This is a genomic window from Nonomuraea sp. CA-141351 (assembly GCF_050944675.1).
Taxonomy (GTDB): Bacteria; Actinomycetota; Actinomycetes; order Streptosporangiales; family Streptosporangiaceae; genus Nonomuraea.
The window spans coordinates 12,022,690-12,046,035 of the sequence record NZ_CP191982.1 but is presented as its reverse complement, the minus strand read 5'-3'; the positions used below and the strand labels follow the sequence as shown (position 1 = coordinate 12,046,035).

Annotated in this window: 22 protein-coding genes; 14 read left to right on the top strand and 8 right to left on the bottom strand. The window is 67.8% G+C overall.

Annotated elements, in window-relative coordinates:
* The first annotated feature begins 52 nt into the window (after positions 1-52).
* From ACQPWU_RS56710 to ACQPWU_RS56690, 5 genes are all read left to right on the top strand, one after another.
* Entirely contained in the window at positions 53-826 is a 774-nt protein-coding gene (locus tag ACQPWU_RS56710) for a thymidylate kinase (protein WP_433435382.1), read from the top strand.
* Positions 823-1,638 (top strand): HAD family hydrolase, encoded by an 816-nt coding sequence (locus ACQPWU_RS56705; protein ID WP_433435381.1) that lies wholly within the window; start codon positions 823-825, stop codon positions 1,636-1,638. The genes ACQPWU_RS56710 and ACQPWU_RS56705 overlap by 4 nt, the downstream gene beginning before the upstream one ends.
* 4 nt (positions 1,639-1,642) lie before the next feature.
* Positions 1,643-2,635, top strand: a complete 993-nt coding sequence (locus tag ACQPWU_RS56700; RefSeq protein ID WP_433435380.1) for a phosphoribosylaminoimidazolesuccinocarboxamide synthase — start codon at positions 1,643-1,645, stop codon at positions 2,633-2,635.
* A 91-nt stretch (positions 2,636-2,726) separates the two neighbouring features.
* The gene (locus ACQPWU_RS56695) at positions 2,727-3,392 is read left to right on the top strand and encodes a 3'-5' exonuclease (protein WP_433435379.1); all 666 of its coding nucleotides are present in this window, start codon (positions 2,727-2,729) and stop codon (positions 3,390-3,392) included.
* Between the two features lie 60 nt (positions 3,393-3,452).
* Positions 3,453-4,094 (top strand): mycothiol-dependent nitroreductase Rv2466c family protein, encoded by a 642-nt coding sequence (locus tag ACQPWU_RS56690; protein ID WP_433445545.1) that lies wholly within the window; start codon positions 3,453-3,455, stop codon positions 4,092-4,094.
* Positions 4,095-4,186: 92 nt separating this feature from the next.
* Here the strand turns inward: ACQPWU_RS56690 and ACQPWU_RS56685 are convergent, their stop codons facing one another.
* Positions 4,187-4,738 carry an NUDIX hydrolase gene (locus ACQPWU_RS56685; protein WP_433435378.1) on the bottom strand — a complete coding sequence of 184 codons (552 nt, stop codon included), beginning with the start codon at positions 4,736-4,738 and terminating at the stop codon, positions 4,187-4,189.
* Positions 4,739-5,208: 470 nt separating this feature from the next.
* Here ACQPWU_RS56685 and ACQPWU_RS56680 point away from each other — a divergent pair, with 470 nt between their 5' ends.
* Complete coding sequence (locus ACQPWU_RS56680; protein ID WP_433435377.1) at positions 5,209-7,143, top strand: ATP-binding cassette domain-containing protein; 1,935 nt, start codon at positions 5,209-5,211, stop codon at positions 7,141-7,143.
* Between the two features lie 393 nt (positions 7,144-7,536).
* On the opposite strand, the gene ACQPWU_RS56675 is transcribed toward ACQPWU_RS56680, so the two are convergent.
* Together ACQPWU_RS56675 and ACQPWU_RS56670 are read right to left on the bottom strand one after the other, a co-directional pair.
* Positions 7,537-9,369, bottom strand: coding sequence for a S9 family peptidase (locus ACQPWU_RS56675; RefSeq protein ID WP_433435376.1), 1,833 nt, complete (start codon positions 9,367-9,369; stop codon positions 7,537-7,539).
* A 19-nt stretch (positions 9,370-9,388) separates the two neighbouring features.
* Positions 9,389-10,396: a LuxR C-terminal-related transcriptional regulator gene (locus ACQPWU_RS56670; protein WP_433435375.1), complete on the bottom strand. Its 1,008-nt coding sequence runs from the start codon at positions 10,394-10,396 to the stop codon at positions 9,389-9,391.
* A gap of 1,512 nt (positions 10,397-11,908) precedes the next feature.
* Between ACQPWU_RS56670 and ACQPWU_RS56665 the strand changes: the two genes are divergently transcribed.
* On the top strand, positions 11,909-12,394 hold the full coding sequence (locus tag ACQPWU_RS56665) for an AfsR/SARP family transcriptional regulator (protein ID WP_433435374.1): 486 nt from the start codon (positions 11,909-11,911) through the stop codon (positions 12,392-12,394).
* A gap of 54 nt (positions 12,395-12,448) precedes the next feature.
* Here ACQPWU_RS56665 and ACQPWU_RS56660 read toward each other — a convergent pair whose 3' ends face one another.
* Positions 12,449-12,838 carry a helix-turn-helix domain-containing protein gene (locus ACQPWU_RS56660; protein WP_433435373.1) on the bottom strand — a complete coding sequence of 130 codons (390 nt, stop codon included), beginning with the start codon at positions 12,836-12,838 and terminating at the stop codon, positions 12,449-12,451.
* 282 nt (positions 12,839-13,120) lie between these two features.
* On the opposite strand from ACQPWU_RS56660, the gene ACQPWU_RS56655 reads away from it, so the two are divergent.
* Positions 13,121-13,882, top strand: coding sequence for an ATP-binding protein (locus ACQPWU_RS56655; protein ID WP_433435372.1), 762 nt, complete (start codon positions 13,121-13,123; stop codon positions 13,880-13,882).
* 1,425 nt (positions 13,883-15,307) lie between these two features.
* Here ACQPWU_RS56655 and ACQPWU_RS56650 read toward each other — a convergent pair.
* Positions 15,308-15,553, bottom strand: a complete 246-nt coding sequence (locus ACQPWU_RS56650; protein ID WP_433435371.1) for a hypothetical protein — start codon at positions 15,551-15,553, stop codon at positions 15,308-15,310.
* A 512-nt stretch (positions 15,554-16,065) separates the two neighbouring features.
* Between ACQPWU_RS56650 and ACQPWU_RS56645 the strand changes: the two genes are divergently transcribed.
* The 6 genes from ACQPWU_RS56645 (at position 16,066) to ACQPWU_RS56620 (ending at position 20,487) form a co-directional block, all read left to right on the top strand.
* On the top strand, positions 16,066-17,304 hold the full coding sequence (locus ACQPWU_RS56645; protein WP_433435370.1) for a MarR family transcriptional regulator: 1,239 nt from the start codon (positions 16,066-16,068) through the stop codon (positions 17,302-17,304).
* Positions 17,305-17,449: 145 nt separating this feature from the next.
* Positions 17,450-18,454 carry a DUF932 domain-containing protein gene (locus ACQPWU_RS56640; RefSeq protein WP_433435369.1) on the top strand — a complete coding sequence of 335 codons (1,005 nt, stop codon included), beginning with the start codon at positions 17,450-17,452 and terminating at the stop codon, positions 18,452-18,454.
* Between the two features lie 60 nt (positions 18,455-18,514).
* The gene (locus ACQPWU_RS56635) at positions 18,515-18,916 is read left to right on the top strand and encodes a hypothetical protein (RefSeq protein ID WP_433435368.1); all 402 of its coding nucleotides are present in this window, start codon (positions 18,515-18,517) and stop codon (positions 18,914-18,916) included.
* 22 nt (positions 18,917-18,938) lie between these two features.
* Positions 18,939-19,496, top strand: coding sequence for a hypothetical protein (locus tag ACQPWU_RS56630; protein WP_433435367.1), 558 nt, complete (start codon positions 18,939-18,941; stop codon positions 19,494-19,496).
* Positions 19,493-20,071: a hypothetical protein gene (locus tag ACQPWU_RS56625; RefSeq protein ID WP_433435366.1), complete on the top strand. Its 579-nt coding sequence runs from the start codon at positions 19,493-19,495 to the stop codon at positions 20,069-20,071. Before ACQPWU_RS56630 ends, ACQPWU_RS56625 begins: the two co-directional genes overlap by 4 nt.
* Positions 20,068-20,487, top strand: coding sequence for a hypothetical protein (locus ACQPWU_RS56620; protein ID WP_433435365.1), 420 nt, complete (start codon positions 20,068-20,070; stop codon positions 20,485-20,487). Before ACQPWU_RS56625 ends, ACQPWU_RS56620 begins: the two co-directional genes overlap by 4 nt.
* Before the next feature lie 150 nt (positions 20,488-20,637).
* Here ACQPWU_RS56620 and ACQPWU_RS56615 read toward each other — a convergent pair whose 3' ends face one another.
* The 3 genes from ACQPWU_RS56615 to ACQPWU_RS56605 form a co-directional block, all read right to left on the bottom strand.
* Complete coding sequence (locus ACQPWU_RS56615) at positions 20,638-21,339, bottom strand: hypothetical protein (RefSeq protein ID WP_433435364.1); 702 nt, start codon at positions 21,337-21,339, stop codon at positions 20,638-20,640.
* A 105-nt stretch (positions 21,340-21,444) separates the two neighbouring features.
* Positions 21,445-22,386, bottom strand: coding sequence for a C40 family peptidase (locus ACQPWU_RS56610; protein ID WP_433435363.1), 942 nt, complete (start codon positions 22,384-22,386; stop codon positions 21,445-21,447).
* 39 nt (positions 22,387-22,425) lie between these two features.
* Entirely contained in the window at positions 22,426-23,316 is an 891-nt protein-coding gene (locus ACQPWU_RS56605; RefSeq protein WP_433435362.1) for a replication-relaxation family protein, read from the bottom strand.
* Between the last annotated feature and the right edge of the window lie 30 nt (positions 23,317-23,346).

Sequence of the window (23,346 nt, the reverse complement as noted above, 5' to 3'; positions counted from 1 at the left end):
GGACGACTCTTCCGGCAGCGCCCTGTCCTCGCCCCTGAACGGATCTTGCCGCATGACGATCACACCGGTACGCCATTCCTGCACCCGAGGCCCGCTGATCTCCGTCGAAGGCATCACCGGAGTCGGCAAGACGTATCTGACCAACCGCGCCGTCGACGAAGCCTTCGACGACAAGCCGCTGAGGCTCGACGGGTTCTCCCAGCGGGCGAACGGGCGCCCTGGACTGGGCGAAGCCCTGCTCCGCTGCCTGCGTGAGGCCAGCGCCGGGGACCCGTTCCTTCGCGGGGGCACTCCCTTGGCCGAGGCGGTGTTCCTGCTGGCCATCAAGCGGTATGACCTGGACACCGTCATTCCCGAGCTGTCCAGCGGGCGTGCCGTCGTCGAGGGCCGCGGCGTCGATTCCACGGCGGTGTGCCAGGCTCTGCAATTGCGCCCCGACGACCCGGACGCTGCCCTTGAGACGGCAACCGCCCTGCTGGAGTTCGCCTCCTCCTACCGGCCCCTCCCTGATCTCACGATCCTCGTCACCGACGATGCCTGCGAGGCCGTCGTGCGCGCGCAGCGGCGTGACCGGTGGGTCTTCACCACCGAGCAGGCCACGTTCATGCGTGAGGCATGTGCGCTCTTCGAGCGGCTCGCCGCCACCGATCCGGCACGCTACCGGGTCGTGGACCGGCGCAGCGTCGGCGAGTACGAGGCGGCCGAGCTGATCCGGGCGTGGATCCACGACGCCGGAACCAGCCTGGGCTGCTTGCCCGAGCCGTGGCAGGGCCCGGGAGTCCGGTGCATGTGCTGCGGTCACCGCGCGGAATCGGCGCCGGCATGAAGCAGGCGGCCCGCCCCTCGACCTCCCCGGCCCCGGCTTCACCGAGGTGCTGCGCGCCCGCGATCCCCGACGGCATCGAGGCCCTACTCGTCGACTTCGACGGAACCCTCGCCGACACGACGCCCAGCCATGAGCAGGCACTACGAGCGGCACTACAGCCACACGGCGTCGACCTGGACCACGACTGGTATGGCCGACACGTCGGCCTGTCCATCCGCGACCTGCTGGCCGCGCTACCAGACGGCCGGCAGTTGCCTCACGACGAGATCATCCGACAGAGCCGCACCCACCTGCTGGCCAACGTGCACGCCATCACCCCCATCGCGTGCGTCATCTCCCTCTTGCGCGCCGCGCGCCGTGCTGGACTGCCCTGCGCCGTGGCGTCGGGCGCCAGCCGACTTCTCGTCGAGCCCGGGATCGACGCTTTGGGCCTGAGACCGGAGTTCGCAGCCGTCGTCGCGCGAGAAGACGTTCCGCACGGCAAGCCGGCCCCGGACCTGTACCTCGCGGCTGCCCGACGCCTCGACGTCCCGCCGGACCGCTGCCTCGCCGTCGACGACGCTCACGACGGCGTTACCTCCGCCCACGCAGCCGGCATGCACGTGATCGCGGTGGTAGACGGCCACCTGGCTCCCACCGACGAAGGCGGTGAGGGAGCCTCCGCTTTGCTTCAGGCGCCAGGGCGCCGATGCCGAGCGGGACGCCACGGCGTAGCGGGCTCCGGCCAGCCGCCGCCCGCGAGGCGGCGGTCGCACCGAACGACGCTTCGCCGGACACCACGGCGCCACGATCAGCAGATTCCCGCCAGATGACGGCATGAGGCCGTCGCACCAGGAGAGCATGATGCCCGTCCTCCACTCGACCAAGAACCTGGAGATCATCGAACCACCCACGACGAGGAGGGAAGGGGTCGGAATCTTCGAGTACACGGACAACTACACGGTGTTTCATTACGGCAGGATGCCGGACCTGATCCCCGGGAAAGGCGAGGCGATCTGCCGCATGGCCGTCTTCAACTTCACAATGTTGGAGGCGGCGGGCGTGCGAACCCATTTCCGCCGGTTCATCGCCCCGAATCGGATCGAGTTCGATCTCGCGCGTGTCCCGGACCCAGACGCCAGGCCGCTCAACCCGGACGCTGGAAACTATCTCGTTCCCGTGCAGGTCCTCTTCCGCAACGAGCTCCCTCAAGGTAGCTCCGTTCACCGCAGGCTCGCAGATGGGGCGCTGACACCGGCCGAGGTCGGCCTCCGCGGCATCCCCGAGGTCGGCAAGATGCTGCCGCATCCGCTCATCGAGTACGCGACGACGCGAGAAGACGTCAACCGGTTCATCGGCGAGCCCGAGGCCCAGCGCCTCGCCGGCCTGAACGACGAGCAGTTCCAGACGATGCGCGACACCACTGTCAAGGTCAACGAGGTGCTGACCGAGCACGCACGCAAACTCGGGCTGAGCCACTCCGACGGCAAGCTCGAGTACCTGGTGTCGAGCGATGCGCGCATCGTGCTTGCCGACAGCCCGGGTACACCTGACGAAAGCCGCCTGATGTTCCACGGAGTGCACTGCGGGAAGCAGGTCCTGCGGAACTGGTACGTGGACAACGGGCTCGAGGTGCCAGTCAGCAAGCTGACCGCCGACGGCGTGCCCAGGAGCCAGTGGCCGCGTCCGGCACCACTCCCGCCCGAATTCCTGCCGGTGATGTCGGACCTGTACCGGTCCCTGTGCGAGACCTGGACGGGCGAGCGCCTCTGGAACGCGCCGGACCTGCACACCGCCACTCAGGCCGTTGCCCGCCTCATCGGTCAGTGACGGCACACGACGGCTGGCACTCAGGCATGCTCTCCTCGATGTGGCGGACGTGGGCCGGCAACGCCGCGGACCCTGCGAGAACGGTGGATACATGGGCGGATTGACGGAAGACCCTGCCTTCCTGGCGACGACGTTCGTGGTCATCGACTTCGAGGCAACAACCCCCAAGGGCTACCCGGCCCAGCCCATCGAGGTCGCCGCTCTCGCACTCCGCTACGAGGAAGGCGCGTGGACGGCGGCCTGCAGGCCGTTTGCATCTCTCATCCGGCCGCCCGCGTTCGCCCCGGTGACGCCAGCCGTTACGGCTCAAACCGGCTTGACCGTCGAGCAGGTGAATCAGGCCCCCAGCCCGGCCCAGGCGCTGGGCGCGCTCGATAGACGGTTCGCCGCGGGCAAGCAGTACCTGCTGGTGGCTCAACACGCCGCCACCGAGGCCAACATCATCTACAACCAGCGCGAGCACTGTCCGGCGCTGGCCCGCATTGATCTTCTTGACACCATCCCGCTTGCCAAATACGTCGTCCCAGGCCTGCCGAGTTACCAGCTCGACATGCTGCTGGCGCACTTTTGCATCAAGCAGCCGGCGGATCGCCACAGGGCCTACGCCGACGTTGACGTCACCGCGCAGGTGTTCGTCCGGCTCGTCAGCGCCGCGGACGAGGGCGGTCAGCTCAGCGATCTGGCGGCTCTGGTGAAAATCGCGGGGCGCACGGCCAAGTGCAACATGCCCGCCCAAGGCGGATTGTTCGATATCTAATCTCCCGGCCGGGAGAGGTCATAGGCGAAATCGGTCTGAGAGAGGACGGTGCTCATCTTGATGATCAAGGAACAGCCGGACCGCGACGAGGTCCCGTTCTGGTTCGATCCGCTGTGCCCCTGGGCGTGGATCACCTCGCGCTGGCTCCTGGAGGTCGAACAGGTTCGGCCAGTGCACCCGGATTGGCGGATCATGTCGCTGGCCTACCTAAATCTCGTCCAGCGCGAGGGCAAGGGACTCAGCGAAGCCTACCGGGACCTGATGACGAAGGCATGGGGTCCGGTGCGCATCTGCGCGGCAGCCGCTGAGCACGGTGGCCGTGGCGTCCTCGGACCGCTGTACACCGCCATCGGCACCCGGCTGCACAACCAAGGACGTCGCGATGATCCCACGGTCATAACCGAAGCTCTCGCGGAGGCGGGCCTGCCCGACTCACTGGCCGCAGCCGCCCCAAGCACGGAGTTCGATCAGCTCATCAAGGACTCGCACGACGAGGCGTTCAACGAGGTCGGCCTCGATGTCGGGACGCCCGTTCTCCGCATCGCGGGTACGGCCCTGTTCGGCCCCGTCCTCAGGCAGGCCCCCCGCGGTGAAGCTGCCGGACGTCTCTGGGACGGGCTGGTCCTGGTCGCCGGGACGCACGGCTTCTTCGAGCTCAAGCGGAGCCGGGACCGAACCGTCAAACCGTCCTTTGAGGAGTAGACACCATGGCCCGGCCGACGTCGGCTGAGGTTGCGACCGGTGCGCATCGTGATCCGGCGCCGCTGCCGACCGGAAGCGTTCGCCGGGGCCGGTCAACCGATCCGGGCCGGTACCGCTCGCGCAATGCGGTGCCCGACAAGGCGCTCGGCCTCGGCGAGCGGGTACCAGGCGGCACCCGTCACCTCGGACTCCTGGATACGCCCCACGTCCGCATCTGTCACGAAGGCGAATCCGATGTCGAGGTGATAGTGCTCCGGCTCATCCTTCGCTGGCCGGGCTGGAACCGCGCCGTACTCGATGTAGACGGGGGTCTGCGACGCCGGGACAACCTCTGCGGGGTCAATCCCGGTCTCCTCCGTCAACTCGCGCACTGCCGCACCGATCAGCGTGGTATCGGTCGGCTCCAGGTGACCTCCGGGCTGCAACACGATCCCGTACGCGAGGTGCTCGACAAGGAGGACCTTGGCGCCACCGCGGACCAGCAGCGCACCGACAGTCACGTGCATCAGAAAATTCCGCCGCGAGGCGAAATCCCCTCCCTGAGACAGCAGGTGCACCGGCTCAGACAGCAGCGCGGCCTCGTCTGGGTAGCGGTCAAGGTAGGCGGAAAGCGCGCTCGAGATGTCGGAGTCACTGATCGCCACGGGACACCCCCACACCAGCCCGAGAGCGAAGTTCTTCGTGACCGACTGCTCGGATGCGAGCGATGAGCACTGACACAGTCAGCTCCTCCTCTGGAGGCTCGACAAGACCGACACGCCAGACACCCAACGACACATGAGCCCATGTGTCATCGACGCGAGAAACACTATCCCCATCGACCTCACCGGCACCGATGAAACTCCAAGTGCGTGAGGGATCTCAGGCCCCGCCATCCCGGCCTTCTTCTCCAGGCCCTCCTCTGATCATGCAAGGAAGGAGTCGATCACGGTGAGCGGCGGAATTGTCGGTGGCACCTGAGACTGTTACTCACAGCACTTGCTAAGGAGCTCTTCGTAATGACGATGGGAGGTGAGGCAGCCAGTCGAGTGACGTCCGGGCCGTACGCGCAGTACTGCAGAGCACGCAATGCCCTCGCCCCGTTCGCCCCCGCACCGGAAAGGAGCCCGCTGACGTGTCCGACAAGGCAACCGTCGCCGATCCCACCCCCGAACAGCACCAGCACGGCGAAGAACAGCAGCACAACGAAGAGCTGACGTTCAACTTCAGCGGCGGCGACACCGAATGGACAGATCACCTCACCTGGAGGCAACTCAGCCGACGCCTGCCGCAACTGGTCCGCCGATCGTTCGCTCTGGCCTGGGCCGTGGACCGGCGCGCAGTGATCGTCCTGCTGGTCTGCCAGATCATCTCCGGCCTGGCGGAGGCGCTCGGCCTGCTCGCCACGACCGCGGCGCTCGGCGCGCTGATCCAATCCGCCCATGACCCCGCGCACCTGCGTGAGGCCCTGCCCTCGATCGTGGTCCTGGCCGGTGCTGCCGGTCTGCGCGCACTTCTGGGCATCGCGGTAGGGGGCCTGTCGAACCGGCTGGGCCCGCGCATCGGCCGCGAAGCCGAGTACCGCCTCCTGGAGGCGGCCACGAACGCTGAGATGGCCGCCTACGACCACCCGGGGTTCGATGACCGGTGCGACAAGGCCGACCGGGGCGTCAGCGTCAGCCAGGACATGATCGGGGAATCTCAGAACCTGGTCGCATCCCTGACCACCCTGATCGCCGCCACGGTGGTGATCGCCACACTGGCGCCGGTCCTGCTGCCCCTGCTTGTGCTGACCACCGTCCCGCAGGCACTGGCGTCCCTCGCCGGTGAGCGGGTCGCCTACCTGGCGATATTGAAGACCTTCCAGGAGCGCCGGATGCTGAGCATGCTGCGCTGGCACCTGACCCACAAAGAGCAAGCCGATCAGATCCGTACGGACACCCTGGCCCCCTACCTGCTCGCCAAGTACAGGGCGTTCGGCGTGCGGGTGGACCGGGTCAACGATGACGCCGCCTGGAAACGCGCCAAGATCAACCTCGTAGGGTCCTCCATCGGCGGCCTGGCCTCGGCCCTGATGTGGGCCGGGGTGATGCTGCTGCTCGGCACCGGGGCCATCACCGCCGCAGCGGCCGGCACGCTGGTCTTCGCGCTGCGCTCGGCCTCCTCAGGGCTGCACGGCATCGTCGGGTACGGCTCGGAGCTGATGCGCACCGGCCGGTACATGGACGACTGGGAGGCATTCATTCAGGAGACCGCCGGGCAGCGCCTGGATCGGGGGACCATCGTGCCGGACCGCCCCAAGCAGGTCGCGCTACACCAGGTCACCTACCGCTACCCCGAGGCCGAAGCCGCCACCCTGCACGAGGTGGACTTCGAGGTCCGGCAAGGCGAGATCGTCGCCGTGGTGGGGGAGAACGGCTCCGGCAAGACCACGCTCATGAAGCTGCTGTCCGGGCTCAACCTGCCCACAGAGGGCGTGGTCACCTGGGACGGCGTCAGCACCCGCGACCTGGACCCGCACGCCCTGTGGAAACAGTGCGCGGTCGTGCCGCAGGAGTTCGCCCGCTGGCCGATGACCGCCCGCGAGAACATCCACCTCGGCCAGCCCCAGCCCGGCGGGGATGACGCCGTCCATCGCGCGGCGGCCGCCAGCGGCGCCGACGCGGTGATCAACGTGCTGCGTAGTGGCTTGGGTACGCTGCTGGCGCGTGAGTGGTGGGGCGGCCAGGCCCTCTCCTCTGGGCAATGGCAGCGCATCGCGGGAGCCCGAGCGATCCACCGGAACGCCGGCCTGCTGGTGATGGATGAGCCTACCTCCGACCTGGACGCCCGTGCCGAACACCTGGTGTTCACCGGGCTGCGCGAACTCGCGCAAGACCGGGCGATCGTTCTGGTCACCCACAACCTCGCCAACACGGTCGTCGCGGACCGGATCGTGGTCATGGAAGGCGGGCGCGTGACTGCCGAGGGCACGTTTTCCCAGCTGACGACCCAGCCCGGTCTCTTCCGCGATCTTTGGCTCCTCCAGCAGGACCGCGGTAACGCTTCGCTGGAGGGGAAGACATCATGACCGCTACCAGACAGCGGTCTTCGGCCATGATGGACGGCCGTCCCGCCGGACGGCCGCATCTGCCACCTTCCCCTGGCCGGGTGGGAACTTTGCCTCCGGTTCCGGCCGCATCTCCGAGGTAGCCGCGCGGGGGCACATCCACGCAAGCTGGCGCAGGGCACGCTCTGATCTAAGTAGCGATCTTCAGGCCGTGGCTGCGAACCCCAGATACCTGGCCACGGCAAAGCGCCTCCGAGGTAAGGCCCGGCCCGGAGGCGTGGCCGTGGGGCGACGGCTGAGCATCGTCCCACGGCCACCAACCTGGTGTCCGGCGGGAACAAGGACACGACGTCATGGACCTCTGACGGCGCTCATCTGAAAGATGAGCGCCGTCAACTGTTCTATCTAGAACTTTCAGCCCACATGGAGCGGTTTGGGGCGGTCGGCCGTGGTGGCGATCAGATGGTTGTGGAGGAACGCGCTGATGGCCTCGTACGCGGTCAGTTCGTTGGCGCGGTTGGTAAAGCCGTGGCCTTCGTCGGGATAGATGTCGTAGCGGACTTCGACGCCGCGTTCGCGTAGCCGGGTGACGATCTGGTCGGATTCGGCCTGAGGAACGCGTGGGTCATGGGCTCCCTGGAGAACGAACAGGGGAGCGTTGATGCCATCGGCGTAGGTGACGGGACTGCGCTCTAGGAGGTGTTCGGCGCGCGTGTCGGGGTCGCCGAGGACGGTGGCGACAAAGGTCTTCCAGGTAGGGGGCGACGCCTTCGCCAAGGTTAGGAGGTTACTCGGACCGCACATGGAGACGCCCGCGGCCCAGGGGTAAGGGAGACGGGCCAGGCAGGACAGAGCGGCGAAACCACCGTACGAAGCTCCCATGACGGCGAGGCGGTTCGGGTCGGTCCAGTCGAGGGTGTGGAGGTACTTGACGGCGTGGTCCAGGTCGTCGAGGTCGATGCCGCCCCAGTCACAGTAGATGAGCTTCTGATGCGCGGTGCCGTAGCCGGTGGATCCGGCGAAGTTGGGGGCCAGGATGGCGATGCCCTGGTGGAGAAGATGCTGATAGAGACCAGAGCGGGCGTAGAGGGGGCGTTCCTGCGATTCCGGGCCGCCGTGGATGGACAGCAGGACCGGGTGCGGGCCGGGGCCGTCCGGGCGGTAGAGCAGAGCGTGGACGTCGCGTCCATCGCGAGCCGGGTAGGTGATCAGCTCGGGGGCGACGGGGTCGATGACGTGCAGTGCCGGAGGGCGGGTGTCGGTGAGGTAGCGAAACTCGTGGCGGGCTAGATCCAACACCGCTATTTCCGCCGGCCTCGCCGCGGAGTTGATCAGGACGACCGCGAAAGAGGCGTCAGGCGCCAGGGACAGCGCGGAGATGACGCCGGGCGGGATGCCGGGCAGCGAGATGGGGCTGCCGTCGCGGTCGGCGTGCAGGCGGGAGCTGCCGCCCTCGTTGACTGACCAGATGCGGACTCCCGCGGCGGCGTCGAGGACCTCGACGTCCCACTTCGGGCGCGCGATCGCCTGCAGGGATCTGGCTGCGAGGTCGTAGAAGGCGGCGGCGGTGAACTCGCTCCAGTGGTCGGTGAGCAAGTGGAAGCCGCTGGAGTCTGCTGCCCAGACTCCGGGGTCGAAGACGCCCTCACCCAGGGCGGATGTCAGGCAGACCGGCTCGGCGTCTGGGTCACTCAGGTCGGTGAGATAGACGGCTATGTCGGTGTTGGAACGGAACCCGGTCGCCAGCAGCCAGCGGCCGTCGGGGGAAAGGCTGACGGCCTCGAACGCGACCCCTGGCGGGGGCGTGAAGCGGCGGAGCTCACTGGTCTCCAGATCGTGGACGATGAGGTCCTGAGCGGCGGGGTCGCGGTCGTTGGCGGTGTAGGCCAGGAAGCGGCCGGTCGGGTCGAACGGCGACGTGGCCAGGACACGCTGACAGTCCGGACCGGAGCTGATCTCGGTCAGGCCGCTGCCATCCAGAGCGACGAGGTAGAGGCGGAACTGCTCGTCCCCGTTCTCGTCGGCGGTGAAGACCAGCCGACCGCCGGAGGGGGTCCAGGCGATCTGGCGGACTGTCCGGTCGTCGAAGCCCGCCACGCGGCGCGACTCGCCACCGGTGACGGGAACGACCCACAGGTCGTAGCGCCCAGAGGCGTGGCTGGAGTAGGCGACCAGTTGACCGTCCGGGGACAACGCAAGGGTGGGCTGGAATCGTTGCTGGGGCACGAAGTCCAGGTATTCGGGCATGTGACAGGGCCTCTCGGGTTCAGTTAATCCAGCCGCGGCGCGCTGCGGCGGCTCCGGCGGCGAAGCGGGTCTCCACGTCCAGCGCATCGCGGATGGCGGTCCAGTGTCTGCGCATGGTGTTGACGCTGATGTCCATCCGCCGGGCAATCGCCTCGTCGGATAGTCCTTGATTGAGCAACTGCAGTACCTGCGACTGCGCAGGGGTGAGTGGCCCGACGGCTTCCATGCTTCCGAGCGGGATCGCCTTCTCCCAGAGCAGTTCGAAGTACTCGCGCAGCGCACCGACGATGACGGGCGAGCGTATGAGCAGAGCCCCGCCCATCCCTGTGGGCGTCAGCGGAAGGAGCGCGACTGCCTCGTCTGCGAGCTTCATCTTCATCCCGATGCGAGGCAGCAGCCGCGCCTGTTCCCCGGCTTCCACCGCAGCCTCGATCGTCTTCGCACCGATCGGGTGCTCAGCGCAGCGGGTCTCATAGATCGCCCGGCATTGCACCTGGCCCTCGAAGACCGGTAGCGGTACGTACCCGGTGGAGTCCTCGACGGGCGCCTCCAGGACGTAGTTGTCCAACGTGAGCCAGTCGTGCCGCGCGGCGTTGATGAGTGCGTAGGACAGGCGGCTGATCTCGTCCCGATCGGTGACGATCTGCACGAGCCGGTCCATCGCGGAGTTCGAGGACGCTGCGGCCGGCGTCTGGTGGAACTCCCTCAGTCGCTTGTGTCCCGCCAGCAACCGCTCCTGATCGCTGACGAGACGGCGTGAAAGATCCGTCAAGACGCCCTGCAGCGCGAGCTCTGGGGGAGCGGGTACGAGACGCGGCGGCATCGAGGGGCCGTCCGGCCGGCGATGAGCCATCCCACGGGCCGTAAGTTCCGCGACCTGCTCACTGCTTCCCAGCAGGGACGCGGCGTCGTCCTCAGGGCAGCCGCCCTCCGTGAGCAGCATGGAGTACGACACGAAGATCTCTTCCGGGACTACGCCCTCCAATAGGCGCTGCGCTTTGACCTGATCCTGTCCGTCCACCGCCACCTCCGATCAGAGAGTAGTGGCCCTAACACGTGCTGTGATGGCTCTTTCTGCCGTGTCGGGCGATGAGTGGTTCCGAGCGATGGTGAGTTCTCACCATCGAGCGCTGTGCTCCAGAGGCCCGCTGTCATAGGCGTTCTCGCTGTCCTGGACACCGCGCTATCGGCCAGTAGCTGCCGTGGAGAGTTTCACCACCCCTGTTGCGGTGCCGCGCACGGTCTGATCAGTGCGAAGGCTCAGAAGTGGCAGGGAGGCAGTATGCGGCGGCAGCTCGTCGTAGACGTAGCGAGGAAGCTGAGCGCAGCGGTTGCGGCGTCAATTCTGGTTGGCGTCAGTTCGCCAGCCAGTGCGTTGGCTAACGCAGAGCCTTACTGTCCGCAGGTGGGCCGAGCGCCACGTCAGGTGTACGACATCGAGAAGTTCTGTGCGTTGGTGTATGGCGACCTGATGGAAGGCCGGGCGCTGGATCTCCTGGAGTTGCTGGAACGGTCGCAGCGCAATCCGGTGCATGCCTCGCTCTCTCCAAAGCCGCAGAAGGTGTCGAAGCCACGTGATGTGGTTGTTTCTACGGTGAAACAGCCTGAAGCTGAGCCAGCTAGATTTCGTAGTAGCGATGCCGAACCGCGCATGCCGCGTGAAAGCGGCCGGGAAGCTGACCGGGCTCCGAGTCGAGTTCTGAACCGAGATCGTCAGGCAAGGGCCGACCGTCAGCAGCGCCAACGGAGGGACCGTAGGGAGCCATCGTCCACGATGGTTCTCACACCACCGGCTCCATCGGAAACGCCGTCGGCATCGGCCTCCACGTCTTCCCCTGTGCCTGCACTGGGCGATGCGGTGAGGCCGAGGACAGAGTCTGAGGCGAGAGGCCCGCTGGGTGCTGCACTGGCGTTCGGGCTCATGCTCATGGTCCTAAGCGCTGCGCTTATCCGTCGTCTACGGTCCTGGCCCGTGCAGGCGAGCGCGGGCTCTGCCGTGAGCCTGTCTGGAGGTGCCGCCTGTCCACGCGATATCGATGGTCGCAACGGTGAGGACGCCGCAGTACCCCCGGCGGTAGTCCTGGCATCCGCTGGGGCGCAGGCACCTGCGGTCGACTGCGTGACGACGGAGTCGGTTGCCGTCGTTAAGGGCAGTGAATCTCTGGCGGTGCCTACGTCTCAGCTTGACCAACCCAGCTCCCGCCCGGCGGTCGCAGAGGCAGGTGCGGAAGCGGAGGCTGAGGCACCCTTCGTGCCAGGCGCTTCAGCCGGGCCAGGGTCAGGGTTCGTAGCGGCGGAGGGGAAGGCGAAGGTCGAGGTGCTAGGGGTACCGCGACTGTCGTTTGGCAGGTCGGAGGTCTCCTTCGGCCGTGCCGAGGCGCGGGAGTTGTTTGCGTTGCTCTCGGTGTCGCGGGACGGAGTTTCGGCGGAGGGGATCGCCGAGACGCTGTGGCCGGGGGAGGTTGGCGGGCGCCGGTTGGAGTCAGCGGTACGGGAGATCAACCGGGCTATGCGGCAGGCGGTGGGGTGTGCGGCCGGCGTGCGGTTCGTGCTGAAGTCCGGGGAGCGGCGACTGCTGCCTGCGGCATCGTTCGATGTGGACTTTTGGCGGTTCGAGGACGCGTGCAAGCTGGCCTCGATCGCGGCCGAGGACGCTATGCGGGTGGCGGCGTTGCATGAGGTGCTGGCCTTGTATCGGGGGGCGCTGCTGGCTGGGTGTGATGATCTGTGGGTGCTGCCGTTGCGGCAGGCCGCTCAGCGGCAGGCGGCGGATGCCGCTGAGCGGCTGGCCGAGCTGGTGCGAGCCGATGATCCAGGCCGGGCGGTGGACGTGCTGCGGTTGGCGGTCGAGCGCATCGATCCGTGCAGTGAGACGTTGTGGTGCCTGCTGATGTCGGTTCAAGGCGAGCTCGGGCGCCTGCCTGCGGTACGGCGTTCGTTCGAGTTGTTGAGGGAGCGGCTGGCGGAGATCGACGCGGTGCCGAGTGCGCAGGCGCGGCAGGTGTATGAGCGGTTCATTCGTTAACCGGGCGTCGATGAGCGGCGGATAGTGGAGACCTGGCGATGCCCTGGCCGGGGCTCACCCTTCTTCGTGAAGAATGCGCTGGTCGTGCCCTGCGTAGGTGGCCAGCATCTCGGCCGTGAGCAGATGGGCGGGGCGGGTCCTGTAGATGCGGGCCAGCAGGCAGAGCGTGGAGACGGAGGGGCGCCGGCCTGCTTGCGGCCAGTTCTCGTAGTCGTAGAGGCGAGACTCGCGCAGTCCGGCGCCGATGGTGTCGGCGAGCTGGTGGAAGACCTCGATCGTCTGCGCCGCGGTGAGTCCGGCGGCATGCCGGTAGAGGCGGAGCGGGGTGGCGGGGTGGTCGAGGCTGAGGATGACGGCGATCTGGTCCACGGTGAAGCCGTGCTGGCGTAGGTATCGGCTGCGGCGGCGGCAGTCGAGAAGCGTCTGGTATCCGGTACCTGACATGCGTTGACATCCCCTTTCCCGCCCACGCGCGGTGGGCGAGTCGGTGCCCCGCACCCGGGGTTGGGGGGACAGTAGGCGGCCTTTGGGGAGGGGCTCCAGTCTCCGCGTGGGGTGATCGCCGGGGTCGGTCTCGGGTGTCGGCGGTAGTGGGAATGGTGTTGCCGCAGGCCGGAGCGGGTGGGCGCGTGGTGGCGGGTTGGGGGTGTGATTCGGGCGGCGAGGTGAGTGATCGTGCAGGCCGCTCCCCGGATGGGCCGGGGGCGTGACCGAAGGGACATCCGCATGGACACACGCACACAGCACGCCAGTTCGGCCGAGCTGAACCCTCTCCTCGTTTCGTCGAGGTGCCAGCGGCCGTCAGCGGTGGAGGAGTTCCCGGATCTGGCGCCGGGGCTGGTGATGTCGACACTGCGCGCCTCGCAGGTGTGGAGCGGGATGGCCTGGCGGCGGGCCTTTCCCGGGCGGGGAGATCAGTCGGCTCCCGCGCGCCGCATGGTGGGCGAGCTTCTGGCCGACACCGGCCGGGTGGATGACGCGCGGTGGGTGACGGCCGAGCTGGTCAGCAACGCGCTGCGGCACTCGCGTTCGGGCCGGGAGCGGGGGTTCTTCGTGGTCGAGGTGCTACGCGGCACAGACGTGGCCCGGATCGTCGTCTATGACCTGGGCGGCGGCCCATCCCCAGACTTCTCCCGCGCGCCGGGCTCAGTGCCCGAGGCGGCCGAGCACGGGTGGGGCCTGGCCGGGGTGGCTGAGCTGGCGGCCCGGACGGGGATCGCGGGTGATGCGATCACGGGCCACGCGGTCTGGGCTGATCTCGCGCTGGAGCCGGTCCCTGCTGGGCCGAGTGACCCGGTGATCATCGGCGAGGTCGCCTGCCCCCGCTGTGCGTTCGTGGGGGAGCAGGGAGCCTCGGGCGATGTACCGGATGGTCGGCTGGGCGCCCTGCGGGAGGGCGTGACGGTTTCGGCGAGTAGGCCGGGGCTGGTTGGCGAGGAAGGAGCTGCTGGCCTGGACCCTTCCGCAGGCTTGTGGGAGGCAAGCTGAGGCCGAACGCGGACCAGGTGTCCGCATTCGGGCAAGAGCCGTGGGCACAGCAGGCGCTGGCCGGGCTGCGCTGGGACTGGCCCGACTGGGCCTTCCTGGTGGTCGGCTACCAGTGGCTGGCAATGCGCGGCAAGCAGGTCATCATCAGCGCGACCGGGCCGCAGGAGTTGCGTCATGCCCTGCCACCCATTCCGTCTAGGCCAAACTCGGCCGTGCCGGGCGCGTTCGAGCGCGGTGGCCCAGAGCCTGGTCCGGTACTGCCGGCTTTGGCCGGGTTGCTGGATGGAGAGCCGGGCGTGAGCTGGACGAGGGCGAGTGCGTCCCCCCCGTTGGACTCGGCGTCGATATCGGGCGCGGGCGCGGGTGGGGCGCATGCGGGTCATGGTTGCGATGCTGGGCTAAGCGGCACGCTGACGGCCGCTGCGCCGCCGCCGGGGGCGTTGGTCGCCGAACGGTCGATGACGGGCACGTGGGCGGTTGCTGGCGCTGACGGGGCGCGGGCGGGGCGGTGGCCGAACGGATGGTGGCGGTGGGGTCGGCGTCGGGGCCGCTCGCAACCAGGTGCGCGAGCCGGGGAAGATGCTCGTCCAGCTGGCCGTGCCGGGCACGTGGATGGGGGTGGGCCTCGTCATCGCCGTACTCGGTCGAGGTCCTCGAAAGTGGCTGCCGCGGTCGCAGTCTGAGGCCGGAGCCCAGCCCCGACATGATGGCCGGTGCTGGCTTGACACCTGGGGCGCAGGTGGGCGTCGATACCGGTCCGCCCGTCCCGTGCGGAGGGGGCGCTGGGCGGGCGGACCCGGGTGGGTTCGCCTCGCGTAGGGGGCGAGACGAATCCACCGCTGAGGGACAACCGAGGTACCACGTGGGTGTCGCGGTCGCTGTAGCGGGTTCAAAAGCAGGGCGTTGTTCGCTGTCGCGCTCGGTGTCGCCCTTTGTTGTCGCGTCCGCTGTCGCCGCTGAGAGCGCATCACCCGTGGGCGGGCCGTCTGCTCAGGTCATGCGGGTTTCGTCCGAGGCGATGCACGCCCCGACTCGCCCTAAGGCGAGCCTAGGAATATATGTGCGGGCCCGTTGTGGTGCGGTCCTCATATTATTGCCGGGGTTCCCGTCGTTGATTGCTTTCCGTCTTCTGCTGGCCGGCCTTCTCACGGCCGGCGCGAGGCCGGCCGTTGGGAGGCCGGCCGTTGGGAGGGCCTCGAAGGAAGCGAGCAGAACCTCGCCCGCCCGGTCGGTCGCCGTCCGCCGAGGTTCGGCCGGTTGCCTGACCGCGCTGTCCGGGGCAGCCGGTCGCGTGCGGCCCGGTGCCTGTGCCGGGTGTGGTGCGTACCGCCCCGGCCCGCGCGGAACCGTTGTCGGATGGGGTTGAGTATCGGTAGGGGCCCCGGTTCGCCGCAGGGCGTTCCGGGACCGGGGTATCACGTGGGACTAGCTGATGGCCAGGGTGCCAACGGGCGAGACATCCGTGTATGTCGGGAGATCAGCCCGCATGGGATGGTGGTCACAGAGGATGTCGGTCAGGTCGGCGGCGATGGTGTCGTCGTCGTGGGGATCGCCTTGTTCGGCGCGGTTGTCGCGTAGCTGGCACATGTCCTCGTAGCTGATGATCTCCAGTAGGGCGGCGTCGTCGCCGCTTTTGGGACGGGTGATGACGGCGTCGGTGCCGTCCCACATCAGCGTTCATCCGGGGCCGTAGGCCGACAGCCCGCGTACGTGCGAGGCGTTCACGATGACCTCGTCGTCGGCGGTAATCGTGTGTCGCATCATGCGTGCGTTTTCCTTTCGCTTCCCGGTTCCGAGCGCTGGGGGTCCCCGCGCATTTCTATGGACGCTCGGCTTCTAATTGATGTCAAGCCTGATGCGCGATTATTTGCGAGGTGCTGCCAGCTCCGAATCGGGCAACATGGCATGGTCCGCCGTCGTTCGGATAAATGTCGGGTGACTCGTACGCGCGTCTATTGTCAAGCCGGTCCGGCGACCTTCTCGCGAGATGTTTTCCAAGTTTGCAGAAGGTGTCGTTAGGTAAGCCTCTCCAGCCGTCGCGGTGACGAAAAATGTTTCCGGTATCCCTTGCTATGCGCCACGACGCGAGACATGGTCGAGCCGCAAACGAAAACATCGGCCGCGCACCGGCCGGGAATTCAACCGGGAAGGGCATCGGAAGAATGGCTATTCAGGCCACGGAAATGGTTGTCACGGAAAACGCCGCCAATGACACGGACGCCCTCGCTGGCGCGCCTGTGGCGGCCCCTGACGGCCCGGCTATCCAAGCCTCGGACACCGACAACGAGGGCGGGGCGGAAGCCCGTGTGGCGGCGGTACGGGCCGCGCTGATCGCCACGCCGGGCGGGTCGGCCACGGCGATCGGGGCGGCCGCCGGGATGAGCCGGGTGGCGGTGGGCAAGATCCTCAACCAGCTCGAAGGCGACGGTCGGGCCCGGCGTGTGGCGGGCGGGCATGACGGTCAGGGTCGGGGGCGCACCCCGGACCGGTGGTATCTGGCCGACAACGACGACATGACCGACAGTTCCACGGCCGCCTTGGAGCAGATCGTAAAGGTCGACCTCCCCGATCCAGCGGAGGCCACGCCTACGGCTGCCACAACAGACGACCTGAACGTGGCTGATCTGTATGAGACGACGGAGGACGCCACCGGGCTGGACACGCACCAGGAGGCCGTACTGGCCGCGTTGGAGGGCAACTCCGGCTGGTCTGCCGCCGCGATCGGCGTAGCGGCCGGGCTGACCCAGGAGGCCGCGATCAAGGTGCTCGATCAGCTGGTGGCGGCCGGGCTGGCCTCGCGCGGAGACGACGAGGACCGGAACAAGGACGAGTGGTACCCGGCATCCGGCGACGAGCCGACCGCCTGCGACGAGGCTCCCGAGGTGAACGTGGAGCCTATCCAGACCTTCCCGCCGGACGCCGACGAGACTCCAGTTGAGCCGACCGCTGAGCCGGTTGCCGACACCGATCCGGCCTGGGCGAGGGTACGGGCCGAACTCCTTGAGTTGGCTGACCTGCTGTCCGGGACGGTCACCGCGAAAGACGACAACGGCGATGCGGTGATGGCGTTGGGTCGCCTCGAAATGGCGATGGCCAAGGCCGCTCAGGTGCATCGGACGGCCCGCGCGGTGCTGACCGGTGTCACCCCCGCCCCGGCGCGGACGCCGTCCACCCGCGCTGGCAACGACGGCGGGGGCGGGGTGACGGTCCGGCCGGGCGCGCTGCGTGATCGGGTGCACGCCCACCTGACCGAGCACCCCGGTAAGGAGTTCACCCCGTACGAGATCGGGCGGGTGTTGGACGCCTCGTCCGGCGCGGTGGCCAACGCGTTGGACCGGCTCGTCAGCCTCGGTCAGGTAGCGCTGACCTGTGAGCGGCCCCGCCGGTTCGCCCTCGCCGCCACCGACAGCACTAGCGACTGATCTTCACGCGGGCGGGCTACCCCACCAGCCCGCCCGCCCCGGGCACGCGTCGCCTGGACCCCGGCCTGTCCCTGGGACGGCCACACCAACGATCCGCATCAACAAGTCGCCTTACCTGCTTCATCACGCCTGAGGAGGCACCGTCATGGCCCACGAGATAGAGATCTTCGCCAACGGCTCAGCCGGTTTCGCCGCTGCCGGGAAGCCCGGCTGGCACGGGCTCGGCTACACCGCGCCCGGCCCGATGACCGCCGAGGAACTCCTGAACAACGCCCAGCTTGCCGGATGGGATGTGCGCAAGGTCGGGGTCGGTCCGGTGACCGACCCCGTCACCGGACAGCCCGTTACCGCCGATGAGGATTTCCTGGTCGTCCGCACGAACCCGGTGACCGGTCAGCCCGAACGGCTCGGCATGGTCGGCAAGGACTACAAGGTCGTACAGAACGAGGAGGTCACCGACTTCCTGCAGACCCTGGTGGACGAGTCCGGCGCGGTCTTCGACACCGGCGGTTCGCTGAACGGCGGACGGCGGGTCTTCGTCACCATGCGCCTGCCCGAGCCGCTCATGGTCGGCGGGTTCGACCAGGTCGACCTGTACCTGGCGGCGTTCTCCCGTCACGACGGTTGGGGCGCGTTCACCACCGTTGCGACCCCCGTCCGTGTGGTGTGCGCGAACACCGAACGCGCGGCGTTGCGTAACCACGCGGCCAAGTTCACTGTCCGGCACACCGGTCACATCGCCGGGCGCATCGCGGAGGCACGCGAGGCGCTCAAGCTGACGTGGCGACACGGGCAGGCGTTCGCCGCCGAAGCCGAGAAGCTTCTTTCGGTTCCGATGGACGTCAAGGAGTTCCGGCAGTTCGCCGCCGCCCTCCACCCCATGGACCCCAACGCCAAAGAGTTGCGGCGCAAGAACCACGAGATGACGATGCGCGAGCTGGAGTGGCTGTTCACCAGCGCCCCAACCCAGGAACCGATCAGGAACACCCGCTGGGCCGCCTACAACGCCGTCACCGAGCGGCTCGACCACAAGAGCCCCGTGTTCGGCAGCCGTGACATCGGCACCGTGCGGGCCGAGCGAGCCCTGCTCGACGACCACGACAACACCAAGACCAAGATCCGCGCGTTCAAGCTCCTCACCACCGCCTGAGCGCCCGGCTGATCCGGTACGGCCCGTTCAGGGCCGTACCACAACCTCAAGGAGAAGATCATGGGACAGCTCGAGACCATGGCCGAGACGCATTACACGCGCACCTCGATCGAGGCGTGTGAGGCGATCGACAAACTCACCTACGCCGCCGAGTCCGGCAAGGGCCTCGCCTCCGAGGACCTGGCCCGGCTCGCCGTCACCCAGTTCGTCTGCGGCTGGTGGCAGCAGGTCATGGACCTGATCAACAGTGAAGGGCTCGACGGCGCCGAGGCCGTCATGCGCACCCGTCACCAGGCCGAACAGCACCTCCTGAACGGCAGCCCGCTCCTTTACGCCGACCTCTTCGCGCAGGCGATGGCTCAAGCCCGCCGCCAGGCCGCGCAGGGGTTCCTGGCCACCACCCGGTCCTTGGCCGATGCCCTGGCCGGGCCTGCCACCCCGGCAAGCCACTTCGCGAAATAGCCCTCCAACCAAGGAACCCAGCATGACGAACATGCCCCCTGACCACCGTCAGCCGTATGAGAAAGGCGGTACGGACGTATCCGGCGCGCTTGATCAGCAACCCACGGTCACTCCCGACGTGCCACCCACTGAGACAGAAGACCAGCTCACACGGATCGAGTGGCGGGTAAAGCAGGTGCTCGCCGCTAACCAGCACGCCGCCTACGCCGCTGCCGCCGAAGTGGCGTACCTGTTGCAGCGTGGGCTCCGGCTGACTGGCGAGCCGCTCTACCAGGCCAGCTTCACCCAGGCGCTGCGCATGTGGTGGGAACTGGTGGACGAGCAGATCAACCAGCACCACCTCGAAGCCGACCACGCGGTACGCCGGGTCCGCTCGTGGGCCCGTACGTACCTGACCGCCGAGCCCACCTCCACCAAGCCGGGAACCCTGTTGGACCACGGCCTCGCGCACGCATCCCGCGCCGCAGCCCGCCGGTTCCTGGCCGCCACCGGCGAGCTGCTCGCCGAACACGCAACGTGCCGGGGAAACGCCCCGGCCCCGAACTCGAACATCGACTCAGAGCGGAGGAGCACCTCATGACCAGCCATCCCTCGAGCCCGCCCACCAGCCCCAGCCCGCCCGCGCTCGCTTCCCGAGCGGTGTCACCGCGCGCGGTGGCCGAGCGGGCGCAGCAGACACACGAGGAGGTGGTGCGTGACCTGGCGCAAAGCTTCGCGCAGGGGCAACGCGTGACGGCCCGGCAGGTGACCGTCGGGCTTCGCGCGCAGACACTGCACACCTGGTGGAGCATGATCCTGCGGCACGACGCCGACATGAACCCCAGCGGTGGTGGGGACAGCATCCACGGACTGGAGCGGTACGCGTCCTGGATCGCCAGCTACCTCACCCACCACCCTGCCGACGGCGCCGCCGCTCCCGCAACTCAGGAAGTGGCGGAGCGGGGGTTGGCGGAAGAAGACCTGGCTCTCGTGCACATCGACTACGGATTCGCTCTCGTCCGGCGTTCGGCCGCACGCGAGTTCCTCAAGGTAGCGGCGAGTATCTCGCCGACAGTTCCGGCGGAGCGTCTCCGCGACCAAGACGGCGGTCGTGGAGACGCTCGCTTGCGCGGATCGGCTTCTCCGGCGGCGGCATGGAGGGGGACGGGCCGATGAGCGCCAGCACCATCAGGACCGGTCAGTCCAGCGGCGACGCGGAGGCGGTCACGAACTCGGCCGAAGGTTCGTACGGCGAGATGTTCCAGCTCATGGCGTGGCGGTGGAACGTCTCACACGCCAAGAAGCTGACGGCGGACCGTACTCCGGGCGGACGAGTCGAGGTGGCTGCCTGGGCTGGGCTGCTGCAGCTGATCCACATCGACGATGAGCACGCCCAGCAGGTGGATCTGTCCGAGCCGCTGATCGTCGTACCGGTCCCCAACGGGGGCCTCCTGGTCATCGACGGCTGGCACCGCATCCGCAAAGCGCTGACCAGCGGGGTGAAGCACCTGCTGGCTCACGTGCTGAGCGTTGAGGAAGAACTCGCCTGCCGCGTTCACGGCGGGGAGAAGGGCGAGGGCTGGATCCGGTAGTCCGGTCCGGTGGCGTAGGTAGCCTGCCCCGGCCAGCACAGGCGAATTGTGCTGGCCGGGGCAGACCTCCTGCACCACCGGCCCCGACCTCTCGATGGACACGGCCTGGGTAGCCGCAGGAACCGAGATCGCAGTGCTCACTCCCGCGTTCTACTCTGCGGCTTTGGCGCGGGCCCGCTCGATTCTGGCCTGCACCTCGGCAAGCTTCAGCTTCGCAGCGGCATCGGCTTCGCGTAGCTCTCGAGCTTCTGTCTGGTTGGTGTCCTTCTCGGGCTCCGGCTTGATCATCTCAAGAAGTGGTGTCCCGCCGTCGGCGGCCGAGGAAGGGCAGGGATAAAGGGTGTGGCCGAGGAGCCGCAATGTCCATGGAACCGCCTGGAGGTATTCGACCAGGCTGGTTTCGTCCTCATCAGAGAGGGTGAGGTCGCGAGGGCGGTTTCGATTCTGCAAGTCGACCTGTGCGGCGTCGGCGAGGCCGTCGTAGAGCTTCCCTTCCAGCCAGGCGGCCTCTCCGCTGTGCAACTGGTGGCCGCCTTCGCTCCGGATGAGCAGGGCGCGGTACCAATGATCACGTTGTAGCTGTTCAAGTACGCGCTTGCGCAAGCCCGGCGTGGTGGCCTTGCCGACGTAGGCTCCCCATCGGTCCATCGCGTCTGGTCGGTCCATGAGGAGATATACGCCGGGGACGTTCCAGTCTTCCGGCGTGCGGATGGCGTAGTCCCGGTCGACGACGAGCATGCCCGCGACTTTGTGCTTGGGCTGGATCTTCAAGGGGCCATTCAGATCGAGCGGAAGGCTCACGATGAGCGGCGGCGGGGCCAGGCGCAGCGCGTTCGTCTGAATCTCCTCCAATCGCACCGTCGTACGAGGGCTTCCCGGACAGTATCGAAGGTGTACCTCAGCGTGACCGCGAATTGGAGAAGAAAGCCTTGCACCTCACCCGCCCTACAGCTCTTGTCAGCGGGGATTGGAACGGCTGAGGGGCCGGGTGAATCCGATCAGATCCCGCCGCTGGTAGGAGCTGATTTTGACGACTTCTCGGCGGTTGGGTGCATGGATCATCTGACCATTGCCGATGACGAGGCCGACGTGTCCGGGGCCGTCGTCTTGCATGTTGAAGAAGGCGAGGTCGCCGGGCTGTTCCTGGCCGGTCGGGATGCGCGGACCGTGTCGCCATTGGTCAGCGGCGACGCGTGGGATGGCGATTCCGGCGGCTTGGAAGGCGCGCATGGTCAGCCCGGAGCAGTCGAAGGCATCCGGACCCTCGGCTCCCCATACATACGGCTTACCGAGCTGAGCCTGGGCGTAGGCGATGACGACCGCCGCGTGCTCGCCGGGCATGACGGTGACGCAGGAGCCGGTGAGGGCGTCGACGGTTCGCTGTGCTAGCGGCTCCCATGAGGCGTACGCGTTTGGGGTGTTGGAGCGTTGGACGGCTTGGGCCGCCTTGGTCAGCGGCAGCTGTACCCAGTCAGGGACGGCGACAAGGTGGGTGTAGAACTGGCGGGCCGCGTAGGTCGGGTTGAGGATCTGCTCGGGCGTTCCCCATCCCTGGCTGGGACGCTGCTGGAACAATCCCAGCGAGTCGAGGTGACCGTAGCGCAGGTTGCGGAGCTTGGATTCTTGGAGGGCGGTCGCTACCGCGATCACCGCTGCTCGGGAGGGAAGGCCCAGTTGGAAGCCGGTCTGCACGATGAGCGCGGCGTTGCTCTGCTGCTCCTCATCCAGACCGTCGAGGGAGGCCACGGCCGGGCCGCCTTGCGAGTTGCTGTTCGTGGTCGTGATGACGCAGCCGATCCCTCCGGGCGTTCCGGAGCTGGTGAGGATGCTCGTGATGGCTGCGATGAGCGCGAAGACGATGAGCAGCAGGAGGGCGGCGCCGGCCGCGGCGTACTTCACCTTGGTGTGCCTCCTCTCGGCGAGGCGATGTTCGGTGGGCTACGCGTCGATCTCGTCCTGCTTGGTGGCGGGGTGGGCCAGATCAGGCCAGGCGTCAGCGAGCTCGGCCAGCCGGAGTCGAGGGCCGTCGTGGTTGACGGGTAGCCAGACAGGTCCGGCTGGGCCGTCGCCCAGGCTGGTGTGGATGGCGGTGGCGACCGGCACTTCTACGTTGGCCAAGAGCCTGCGCAGGTTCGTCTCTCGAGCGCGGCTGGGCAGCCATAGCAGCACGGGCGTCGTGATCTGGGTGGCGTCGGCGAGCTCGGCGTAGTCGGGCAGCTTGGCGGCGACCTTGTTCAGGGACTCTGTGCCGGTGTCGTGTTCGAGGAAGAAGTCGATGACTCGGCCGTTCTCGGCCCAGCGGCCGTAGGCGTCGGGGCGGGCCAGGTCGCCCCAGAGCTTGGCGCAGCGCTTCTCGGACCACCACGCCAGCACCTCCGCACTGGTTTCGGCTCTAGCGTGGCGGGCTTGGTAGTGCAGGTCGGCGAAGAAGTCGTTGACTCCGACCTGGTGGCCGGTCTTGGTCGAGACGGAGATGGACATGGCCAGGTCGGGGTGGTAGCCGAACTCCTTGACCGTCACGCCTTCGCGGATGGCGAGGAGCTCGGCACCGGCGCGGCCGAGGATCCAGTGATTGGGTGCGGAGCCTCCGTACGGGGTCCAGGGTCGGAATCGGGTGACGGTGTGCAGCTTGTGCAAGATCCCCATACGGCGGCGCGTGGACTGCGGGATAGCGAAGAAGATGCGTTGGATCTGATGGGTGGTCAGGACGCGGTGCTCGTGCAGATGGGCGAGGATGTCGTAGTCGCGGGGCGTCAGGCGGGCGGCGAGTTCGGCCATGGCGGCGGCATCGAAGCGAGGCAGGCCGCGCGGGATGCGGGTGGATCGCATGGGCTTCTCCTTGAGGTGAGAGCGGGGCGC

Excerpts from the sequence above, each read along its gene's own strand:
- ACQPWU_RS56695 (WP_433435379.1), top strand. The coding sequence starts at position 2,727 with ATGGGCGGATTGACGGAAGACCCTGCCTTCCTGGCGACGACGTTCGTG.
- ACQPWU_RS56705 (WP_433435381.1), top strand. The coding sequence starts at position 823 with ATGAAGCAGGCGGCCCGCCCCTCGACCTCCCCGGCCCCGGCTTCACCG.
- ACQPWU_RS56660 (WP_433435373.1), bottom strand. The coding sequence starts at position 12,838 with ATGTCAGGTACCGGATACCAGACGCTTCTCGACTGCCGCCGCCGCAGC.
- ACQPWU_RS56605 (WP_433435362.1), bottom strand. The coding sequence starts at position 23,316 with ATGCGATCCACCCGCATCCCGCGCGGCCTGCCTCGCTTCGATGCCGCC.
- ACQPWU_RS56640 (WP_433435369.1), top strand. The coding sequence starts at position 17,450 with ATGGCCCACGAGATAGAGATCTTCGCCAACGGCTCAGCCGGTTTCGCC.
- ACQPWU_RS56675 (WP_433435376.1), bottom strand. The coding sequence starts at position 9,369 with ATGCCCGAATACCTGGACTTCGTGCCCCAGCAACGATTCCAGCCCACC.
- ACQPWU_RS56620 (WP_433435365.1), top strand. The coding sequence starts at position 20,068 with ATGAGCGCCAGCACCATCAGGACCGGTCAGTCCAGCGGCGACGCGGAG.
- ACQPWU_RS56690 (WP_433445545.1), top strand. The coding sequence starts at position 3,453 with ATGATCAAGGAACAGCCGGACCGCGACGAGGTCCCGTTCTGGTTCGAT.
- ACQPWU_RS56625 (WP_433435366.1), top strand. The coding sequence starts at position 19,493 with ATGACCAGCCATCCCTCGAGCCCGCCCACCAGCCCCAGCCCGCCCGCG.
- ACQPWU_RS56635 (WP_433435368.1), top strand. The coding sequence starts at position 18,515 with ATGGGACAGCTCGAGACCATGGCCGAGACGCATTACACGCGCACCTCG.
- ACQPWU_RS56710 (WP_433435382.1), top strand. The coding sequence starts at position 53 with ATGACGATCACACCGGTACGCCATTCCTGCACCCGAGGCCCGCTGATC.
- ACQPWU_RS56655 (WP_433435372.1), top strand. The coding sequence starts at position 13,121 with ATGGACACACGCACACAGCACGCCAGTTCGGCCGAGCTGAACCCTCTC.
- ACQPWU_RS56630 (WP_433435367.1), top strand. The coding sequence starts at position 18,939 with ATGACGAACATGCCCCCTGACCACCGTCAGCCGTATGAGAAAGGCGGT.
- ACQPWU_RS56645 (WP_433435370.1), top strand. The coding sequence starts at position 16,066 with ATGGTTGTCACGGAAAACGCCGCCAATGACACGGACGCCCTCGCTGGC.
- ACQPWU_RS56700 (WP_433435380.1), top strand. The coding sequence starts at position 1,643 with ATGAGGCCGTCGCACCAGGAGAGCATGATGCCCGTCCTCCACTCGACC.
- ACQPWU_RS56650 (WP_433435371.1), bottom strand. The coding sequence starts at position 15,553 with ATGTGGGACGGCACCGACGCCGTCATCACCCGTCCCAAAAGCGGCGAC.